The sequence below is a fragment of the Gelidibacter salicanalis genome (assembly GCF_016469035.1).
In the GTDB taxonomy this organism is placed as follows: domain Bacteria; phylum Bacteroidota; class Bacteroidia; order Flavobacteriales; family Flavobacteriaceae; genus Gelidibacter; species Gelidibacter salicanalis_A.
Genome location: NZ_JAEHJZ010000004.1, coordinates 177,057 through 186,607, shown reverse-complemented (window position 1 = coordinate 186,607; position 9,551 = coordinate 177,057). Strand labels below are relative to the sequence as shown.

7 protein-coding genes are annotated in these 9,551 nt (G+C 37.3%); 4 read left to right on the top strand and 3 right to left on the bottom strand.

The window, feature by feature from the left end; translation table 11 throughout:
* Window positions 1-181 precede the first annotated feature (181 nt).
* Together JEM65_RS02840 and JEM65_RS02835 are read right to left on the bottom strand one after the other, a co-directional pair.
* Window positions 182-1,084, bottom strand: a complete 903-nt coding sequence (locus JEM65_RS02840) for a phospholipase A (RefSeq protein WP_199597057.1) — start codon at window positions 1,082-1,084, stop codon at window positions 182-184.
* 25 nt (window positions 1,085-1,109) lie between these two features.
* Window positions 1,110-2,657, bottom strand: coding sequence for a hypothetical protein (locus tag JEM65_RS02835; protein WP_199597223.1), 1,548 nt, complete (start codon window positions 2,655-2,657; stop codon window positions 1,110-1,112).
* Between the two features lie 147 nt (window positions 2,658-2,804).
* Between JEM65_RS02835 and JEM65_RS02830 the strand changes: the two genes are divergently transcribed.
* From JEM65_RS02830 to leuB, 4 genes are all read left to right on the top strand, one after another.
* On the top strand, window positions 2,805-3,980 hold the full coding sequence (locus JEM65_RS02830) for a 2-isopropylmalate synthase (protein ID WP_199597056.1): 1,176 nt from the start codon (window positions 2,805-2,807) through the stop codon (window positions 3,978-3,980).
* 1 nt (window position 3,981) lies between these two features.
* On the top strand, window positions 3,982-5,394 hold the full coding sequence (gene leuC / locus JEM65_RS02825; protein WP_199597055.1) for a 3-isopropylmalate dehydratase large subunit: 1,413 nt from the start codon (window positions 3,982-3,984) through the stop codon (window positions 5,392-5,394).
* Between the two features lie 117 nt (window positions 5,395-5,511).
* The gene (leuD, locus tag JEM65_RS02820; protein ID WP_199597053.1) at window positions 5,512-6,099 is read left to right on the top strand and encodes a 3-isopropylmalate dehydratase small subunit; all 588 of its coding nucleotides are present in this window, start codon (window positions 5,512-5,514) and stop codon (window positions 6,097-6,099) included.
* 54 nt (window positions 6,100-6,153) lie between these two features.
* Window positions 6,154-7,272, top strand: coding sequence for a 3-isopropylmalate dehydrogenase (leuB, locus tag JEM65_RS02815; RefSeq protein ID WP_199597051.1), 1,119 nt, complete (start codon window positions 6,154-6,156; stop codon window positions 7,270-7,272).
* 685 nt (window positions 7,273-7,957) lie between these two features.
* Here leuB and argH read toward each other — a convergent pair.
* A complete protein-coding gene (argH, locus tag JEM65_RS02810; RefSeq protein WP_199597222.1) occupies window positions 7,958-9,235 on the bottom strand; it encodes an argininosuccinate lyase in 1,278 nt (425 codons plus the stop codon).
* Window positions 9,236-9,551 lie beyond the last annotated feature (316 nt).

Below are 9,551 nucleotides of genomic sequence, written 5' to 3'. Positions count from 1 at the left end.
AAGGTACAACATAGGACGTCAGTGTTGATGCCCAAATGATCGTCCAGTTTAGATCCTTAAGATTAGGGTTTTATAGCTGCTCTGGTCTATTAAAAGATAGTTTTGGGTGCAGCCAAAAGGAACCACAAATGCGCCTGAGGAAAGGATTATAGAGAACATGATTATTATGGTATCATAAGAATTACCACTCTACAAATGAAATCCCAATGCCTACAGTAGTCTGATAGTGGTTGTAGTCTATTAGGTTTTCACCGTAGCCACTAAACACCTGTAAATGACCTCTCAGGTTATTTCTGATAGGATACATATAATTAAATTGGAGACTGCCATGATTGTCCTTAAATGACAATGAGTTACGTAATAGTAAGTTTAAACTGTGACCATTCTTTCGATAGATCACAGTAGCCTCTGCACGCCCAACATAATCTTCAATTTCTGGATTATCATCATCATCAGCACTTCTATCAAGACGAATCCAAGGTTTAAGATAAATTTGAAAATTATTGTGTTCCATGGCAAAATGAAATATAATCCTGTTCCAACTTCTTGAAATAGGATCTGCTCTTCCGTTGGATTGATGGTTAAACGCAAAACCAGCCATTTTTGCCTGAAATCCTAAAAAATTAAAATCCAGAGGATAGTTAATAATCAGCTCAGGTTCATAATTAAGCTCTCTAAATGGTCGTGATAATTGCTTGTTATACACTTGCCAATTCGCGGTTTGGGTATAGCCCACCCAAATGTCACCTTTTCCAAATAAAAAGGATTGAATCAGTTTGGTTTTAAAACTAATCTGAAATTTAACTTCAGTTGAATGAAGATCCGCGGGTTCATCAAATGCGGGCTCGGAGCCTATACTTTGTGGCATCTCATTAATACGATTGGTCCACTGTGCGGGCAAAACGTAAAATGGTTTGTAAGAATTGAGTCGAAAAGTTCCATTTTTATCCTTCTTATCAAGTTCCCAAGATTCAGATAAAGATTTGGTCACAATGGAATCTTTCTTCCTGAACAGGCCTTGGGCATATAGTGCATATGAACAGGTCAGTAAATAAATGAACACAAAATATTTTAAAAAACGCATAAATTTTATGGGTGTATACTACTATTTAGGAGGCAGACTCCGCCAAATACTTATCTCTAATGACTTGGCCAACGGGTTTGTTTTCAATTTTACTTTCTAGCCAAGAAATAATATCGAGATATAAAAATGCACGACGTTCATAAGGATGATCTTCATAGGTCTTTAAAGTTTTATGTAGCTTTACAAAAGCATTTTTTAAATCATGGGGATAAATATCTTGTAATCCTTTAATAAACTTTATCAGTTCTTTCTGCACTTCATATAAGTCATTAATCTTCAAAAGAAATTTATAGGTGCTTCTTAATAGGCTTTCCAAATGATAATCCAATCCTGCTTCATAATGAGCCACCAAATTTAAAACGCGTGCAAAACATTGTAAATCTTCGCGCATGGATAAGGATTTGTTAGAAATAATCTTGTCCAGATAAAATATACAGGCTTTGTTATTGCCCGCACCAAACTGCATGCTTGCAAATTTATAGTAAAAAATCATCTTATGGTGTCCATCCAAACGGCTATTGTACTTCTTAAATTTACTCTCAATTCTTGGGATGAGATTTAAACCTTCATCAAAGCTACCGTCAATAAAGTGTTGATTAATCCTATGAAAATTGAGGTATAAAAACACTAAGGCTTCTACATTCTCATCTTTCGGAAAATCGGGTTGTTCTACCTGGTCTTCAAAAATGGCAAGTCTTTTCAAAAATTTAGGTTTATTCCCGATAAAGAATAAGGCTTCCAATAAATAGTTATTGCCCTTCAAAAAGAATACAGGGTTCAAACTGATCATATTAGGATTGTCATAAAATAAATTCACCCATTTGGAGGCATATTTATAGCAATTCAAAAAATCCTGGAGCAAAAAGCTATGCCATAAATGGGAATTATAAAGCCATAATTTTTCTCTAAATCCCAAATTACTAATTTGAAATTTTGGAAGTTGCTCGTTAAAATAAGCCGTTACTTTTTGTCCTTCTTCTTTATTTTTAACGTAGCCAGATTTCAAAATCATGCTGTACAACTGTAAAGATAAATTAGAGAGTTTACTAGTAATGACGTTTAGTTTGCTCAACTCTCTGGCTTGTTGGGTAAGCTCATCGGCACGGGTGCTGATACTGCGTGTAATGTATTGGGATTCTATAATTTTTTCAAACTCCACAATCTCATAGGCCAGATTCTTTTCTTCATGCTGAATGGCTAGCTCTTTGGCCTTATCTGAAATTTTCAAACTCTGTTTGTAAAGGCCTTTATGGTATAAAATGGAGGCAAAATCAATCTGTTCGCGAATTTGAGAACGGATATTTTGATGGGATGGATTGAGTTTTAAGCTGATTAAAATCTGTTTATATAAATGGGCTTTAACGTTAGCTAATTGTTGTTTTTTTACGATTCCCGTTTTTATAATAGCCGGTTCGTCATACGTGGTGGCTTTGTCCAAAAAGTTAAAAAGTTTCAAAAACTTTGAATCCGCATTGACCCCTAAACGTCCAACATAAAGTTTAAACTGTCGCTTTTCTGACTTGGTTAATGATTTTACCAACTGAAATAAATTATCTTTTTGCTCCTTAGTCATCACGTTAATATTGCTTTTAAAATGCTGTAAATCAAGTTATTATAATAATTAAAACCAGCTGAACATCGTAAAAGTCCAAAGCTTGGTAATTTGAATTTGAATCCAAAGTATAAATTAGCTAGTCAATAGAAAAATAAAACGCAACAAATGTCTGATAATAATGTTCAAATTTTTGATACCACGCTGAGAGACGGAGAGCAAGTTCCTGGATGTAAATTGAATACTAAGCAAAAGTTAGTTATTGCAGAGCAACTGGAAAATTTGGGTGTTGATGTCATTGAGGCAGGCTTTCCCGTATCGAGTCCTGGTGACTTCAAATCTGTAGAAGAAATCTCAAAACTCATAAAACACACTACCGTTTGCGGATTGACCCGTGCGGTTGAGAACGATATCAAAGTGGCTGCTGAGGCTTTAAAATATGCCAAATATCCTAGGATTCATACGGGTATTGGTACTTCGGCATCACATATCAAATATAAATTCAATTCTAATCAGGATGCCATTTTAGAACGTGCTTTTGAGGCGGTCAAGTTTGCAAAATCTTTTGTGAACGATGTAGAATTTTACGCTGAGGATGCGGGGCGTACAGATAACGAGTTTTTAGCAAGGGTTTGTGAAATGGCCATTAAGGCAGGAGCAACTGTGTTGAACATTCCGGATACCACTGGCTATTGTTTGCCAAGTGAGTACGGAGCGAAAATTAAATATTTAAAAGAGAACGTAAAAGGTATTGAAAAGGCAATCCTATCATGCCACTGTCATAACGATTTAGGTTTGGCTACTGCCAACTCTATTGAAGGGGTCATTAATGGCGCCAGACAGATTGAATGTACCATTAACGGAATAGGTGAACGTGCTGGAAACACAGCGCTTGAAGAGGTCGTGATGGTATTAAAGCAACATCCATACCTTAATTTGGATACAAACATCAAAACGCCGCATTTGTACGGCATCAGTCAATTGGTTTCAGAAAGCATGGGTATTTATACACAACCCAATAAAGCTATTGTGGGGGCGAATGCCTTTGCCCACAGTTCTGGAATTCATCAAGACGGCATGATTAAAAATAGAGAGACTTATGAAATCATCAATCCTAAAGATGTTGGCGTAACGGATTCAGCAATTGTGTTGACTGCTCGAAGTGGTCGTGCTGCATTAGCATATAGAGCCAAAAATGTAGGGTATGAATTGACCAAATTGCAATTGGATGATGTGTATGCCAATTTTTTGAATTTTGCAGATCAGAAGAAGGAGGTCAATGACCACGATATTCATCAAATCATTGAAACGAGCAAAGTTTATCAACAAATAATTTCGGCTTAAAATGGGAAAAACCTTATTTGATAAAGTTTGGGATGCGCATGTGGTTGATTCGATACAAGATGGACCGCAGATTCTTTATATCGATAAACATTTAATTCATGAAGTGACCAGTCCACAGGCTTTTAATGAGCTTGAAGAGCGAAATATTCCTGTTTTTAGACCGGAACAGATTGTAGCCACGGCAGATCATAACACACCCACTTTAAATCAGCATTTACCAATTAAAGATGAATTGTCCAGAAAACAGCTGGAACAACTTTCTGAGAATTGCGACAAAAATAATATTACCCTTTACGAGTTAGGACATAAATACAATGGGATTGTACACGTCATGGCACCAGAATTGGGGATTACCCAACCCGGAATGACTATTGTGTGTGGCGACAGTCATACCTCAACCCATGGTGCTTTTGGGACGATTGCCTTTGGGATTGGGACCAGTCAAGTGGCTCAAGTTTTTGCGAGTCAGTGTTTGCTGCTTACTAAACCCAAAAGTTTAAGAGTAACCGTAAACGGGAAATTAAGAAACGGCGTGTTACCAAAGGATGTTATTCTTTATATCATTTCGAAAATCGGCACCAATTCAGGCACTGGATATTTTTGTGAATATGCAGGAGATGTGTTTGAAAACATGTCTATGGAAGGGCGGATGACCGTTTGTAATATGAGCATTGAAATGGGGGCTCGTGGGGGCATGATTGCACCTGACGATACCACATTCGACTATGTAAAAGATCGTGAGTTTGCACCTAAAGGGGAAGCTTTTGATAAAAAAGTAACCTATTGGAAAACACTGCCAACAGATGCTGATGCTACGTTTGATAAGGAATACCATTTTGATGCTGCCGATATTGAACCGATGCTGACCTACGGCACCAATCCAGGAATGGGGATTAAAATTTCAGAATTTATTCCAGAAACCAGTGATGCGTCTTTTGAGAAAGCATTGGATTATATGAACTTTAAGAAAGGCGAAACCTTGATAGGCAAGCCGATTAATTTTGTGTTTATAGGCAGTTGTACCAATTCTCGGATTGAAGATTTTAGGATTGCGGCCAATTATATTAAAGGCAAGCAAAAAGCCACTAATGTGACGGCGTGGCTAGTCCCTGGAAGTAAACAAGTGGAAGCTCAAATTATAGAAGAAGGTTTGAAAACCATTTTTGATGATGCTGGTTTTGAATTGCGTCAACCCGGATGTTCCGCCTGTTTGGCCATGAACGATGATAAAATTCCACAAGGTGAATATTGTGTGTCCACCTCCAATAGAAATTTTGAAGGCCGGCAAGGTCAAGGGGCCCGGACTATTTTAGCGAGTCCGCTTATGGCCGCAGCAACCGCAGTAGAAGGGAAGATTATAGATATTACAAAACAGTTGAAAAAAGAAGTTAGCCACGAATACACGTCTGTTTAATGTTGTGATTCTGAATCCAATTCAGAGTGGTGAATTAGTGGTAAAAAATATATAATTAATAAGTAAAGAGATACCCGCCTGAGTTTATCTTGAGCGGAGTAGAAAGACTCACAATAGATGGAAAAATTTAAAACATTAACCGCAACAGCCGTTCCATTAGACATTGAAAACGTCGATACGGACCAGATCATTCCGGCGCGGTTTTTAAAAGCCACGAATCGTGATGGTTTTGGAGAAAATGCCTTTAGGGATTGGCGTTTCCAAAAGGATGGTACTGTCAACATAGATTTTGTGCTGAATCAACCACAGTATGACGGACCGATTTTAGTGGCGGGCGATAATTTTGGCTGCGGCAGTAGTCGAGAGCACGCCGCTTGGGCGTTGACCGATTATGGTTTTAAAGTCATTGTATCCAGCTTTTTTGCGGATATTTTTAAAGGCAACGCGCTTAATAACGGCTTACTTCCGGTTCAGGTGTCTCCTGAATTTTTAAAGGTATTAATGACCACGATTAAAGCGAATCCTAAAACAAAAATTACCGTCGATTTAGTAGCACAAACCATCGGCATTGCCAGTACAAATCACGTAGAATCTTTTGAAATTGATGCCTACAAAAAAACCTGTATGATCAATGGCTATGACGATATTGATTATTTATTGAGTAAAAAGGACACCATAGAACAATTTGAAAAAACGCTTATTTAAGCACAATTTATAACTAAAACAGGAAGGTCATTAAGAAACTTTCACCACAACTATATGAAATTAAAAATAGCAGTATTGCCAGGAGATGGCGTAGGACCAGAGGTAACCGCTCAAGCTGTTAAAGTTTTGAAAGCCATTGCCCAAGAATTTGATCATTCATTTCAATTTAAATACGCTTCAGTAGGAGCCGTAGCAATTGATGAAACGGGTGATCCATTGCCTAAAAAAACGCTCGATTTATGCAAAAATTCCGACGCTATTCTGTTTGGTGCCATCGGCGATCCAAAATATGATAACAATCCGTCAGCCAAAGTGCGTCCTGAACAAGGCCTATTAAAACTTCGTAAAGAGTTGGGTTTATTTGCGAACATCAGACCAGTAAAAGCCTATGATACACTTTTGGATAAATCGCCTCTAAAAAAACAATTTATAAAAGGCACGGATATTTGTATTTATAGAGAATTGACCGGAGGCATTTATTTTGGGGAGAAAACCCTTAGTGAGGATGGCAACACGGCGTCAGATTTATGCGTGTATTCACGTGTTGAAATTGAGCGTATCACGCATTTGGCCTTCAAAGCCGCACAATCTAGAAAACGCAAAGTAACTTTAGTCGATAAAGCCAATGTTTTAGAATCGTCGCGTTTATGGCGAAAAGTGGTCACGGAAGTGTCAGAAGATTATAAAGATGTGAAGCTGGAGTATTTATTTGTGGACAATGCAGCCATGCAGATTATCTTAAACCCGAAACAATTTGATGTGATCCTTACAGAAAATATGTTTGGCGATATCATTAGTGACGAGGCAAGCGTTATTGGGGGTTCTATCGGACTTTTAGCCTCTGCATCAGTTGGTGATTACTTCTCCATGTTCGAGCCAATCCACGGCTCTTATCCGCAGGCAAAAGATTTAGGGATAGCCAATCCGATTGCATCTATTTTATCGGCAGCCATGTTATTGGATCATTTTGAACTTTTTGAAGAAGCAGAATTGATTCGGGAAGGCGTAGAGAAATCGTTAAAACTAAACATCACCACACCAGAGCTCAACAGTAAATTCAATCATATTACCACAACAAAAGTGGGCGATTTTATAGAGGATTTTATCAACAATCCAAAAGACACCAACATGAACTTTACAAACATACATTTAGGACAGTCTACTATTATTTAAGTTAATATAGTTAGTCGGATATTTAGATAGTAGAACTTCAGGAAAGCATCCTTTTAAGGATGCTTTTCGTTGTTTATAGAGTAAATTAGTCTTAATATCATTATTGTCCGATAAAGAATTAAGATCCTGCCTCGCCGGCAGGCAGGCGCTACGCTTATAGTCCCGATAGCTCGGGAAAAGAACAAAGACTTGAATTGTAACTGACTGATAAACAATCGTTATTCTAAATTAAATTTGCCCAATCACTCTGAGTGAAATTGGGACACTGATGCTTTAATATGTTGAAAGCTATATTTGTAGCAATAAAAAGTTAATATGTAGGATAACTTATGAATTAGCAGCTAAAATTTGATTTTACTTGAGATTTCGCAATAGCGGAAAACGACGATCGACAGAAATAATGAGCTGTAGATGTTGTTAAAAAACGAAATAAAGGCCAACATACACTAGCGTTTTATTGAAAACGAATTCTTAATGGAACTAAGCGAATGGTGCGAAGCAAATGGAAACATTCACGAATACCAAAAACAAAATAAATATTAATGAGTAATTTCCTTAGAGCGTCTTGATTTTTTTTGGTTCGTTTTTTTAATCAAGTAACTGCGCAGCACATCATGAGTTCTATTGGCAAAAATAATATGGACGAATAAAAAAATGAACAATAATTTATCAAAACGAAAATATATTACAGCTTCGGAAACTTCGCTTTAATCTGTTCTAAACACAAATTCCCAATACTTCCCACATGCGAATGTTCCTTAGAAGTATCTGGTTTGTAAGTCCCTTCTTGTACCTGTTTCCCAATAATCTGATAAGCCTCACGGAAACTCATTCCACCCTCTACCAAGGTATTAATATTGTCCACCGTAAATAAATACTGATATTTGGCATCATTTAAATCGATATCCTTGACCTCAATTTGCTGAATGGCATAGGTGAAAATATCCAAAATATCCTTCACATCATTGATGGCTAGAATCATATTCTCTTTCAACAATTGGTAATCGCGATGGTAGCCACTTGGAAGATTATTGGTAATTAACACCATTTCGGTTTGTAAGGCTTGAATTTTATTACACTTTCCACGAATCAATTCAAACACGTCAGGATTTTTTTTATGGGGCATAATACTACTTCCTGTGGTCAGTTCGTCAGGGAAAGTGATGAACCCAAAATTTTGACTCATATAAAGGCAAATATCCATAGCAAATCGGGCCATAGTGTTGCACAAACTACCCAAAGTCATCGCAATGGTACGCTCACTTTTACCACGCGCCATTTGAGCGGCCACCACGTTGTATTTCAAGGTCGCGAATTGAAGTTCCTTAGTGGTCAATTCTCGATCAATCCCGAAAGAACTGCCATAACCCGCCGCAGATCCTAACGGATTTTGATCTACCGTTTTTAAAGCGGCACTAAGCATATAAACATCGTCAATTAGCAACTCAGCATAGGCAGAAAACCATAAACCGAAGGAAGATGGCATAGCCACTTGAAGGTGTGTATAACCAGGAAGCAAGGCTTTTTTGTGGGTCTCAGCCAAATTCAACAACGTGTTGAAAAACACCTCAGTTTTCTCGTGAATAAGGCCAAGATTTTCTTTGTAGAACAACTGCAAGGCTACTAAAACTTGATCATTTCTAGAACGCGCCGTGTGGATTTTCTTACCAACCTCACCCAATGTTTTGGTCAGTTCAAACTCGATTTTAGAATGTACATCTTCAAACTGTGCATCAATTTTAAACGTGCCGTCTTCAATTTCTTTTGCTAAAGTTTGTAACCCACCTTGTAACTGTACCAATTCGTCTGCTGTTAAAATTCCAATTGACTTCAGCATTTTAGCATGGGCCAAAGAGGCCTGCACATCATATTTGGCAATATGCAAATCAATTTCCCTATCGTTTCCAACAGTGAATTGTTCTATTTTTTTATCGATACTTATTCCTTTATCCCAAAGTTTCATAACATCCCTGCGAAGGCAGGAATCTCCTCCCACTTTCATTTTTATTAATTAATTTTCATTTTGAACCAAAAATCAAGTCTTAGCTCTCTGTTCTTGGTTCTTTATTCTATTTCTATAGAGTATCGCTACTAATTACTTCACCTTTCAACTTCATAAGTAGACTAAGACTCCATTTGAAGTCAAAATCAAGTCTTGGCTCTCTGTTCTTGATTCTTTATTCTGTTTTTTAGTTTATCGCTACTAATTTCTTTACCCCATAACTTCATAGGTGAACTGTTTTATGCGACAAATTTTCTTATTGAACTAAAACTTCAAT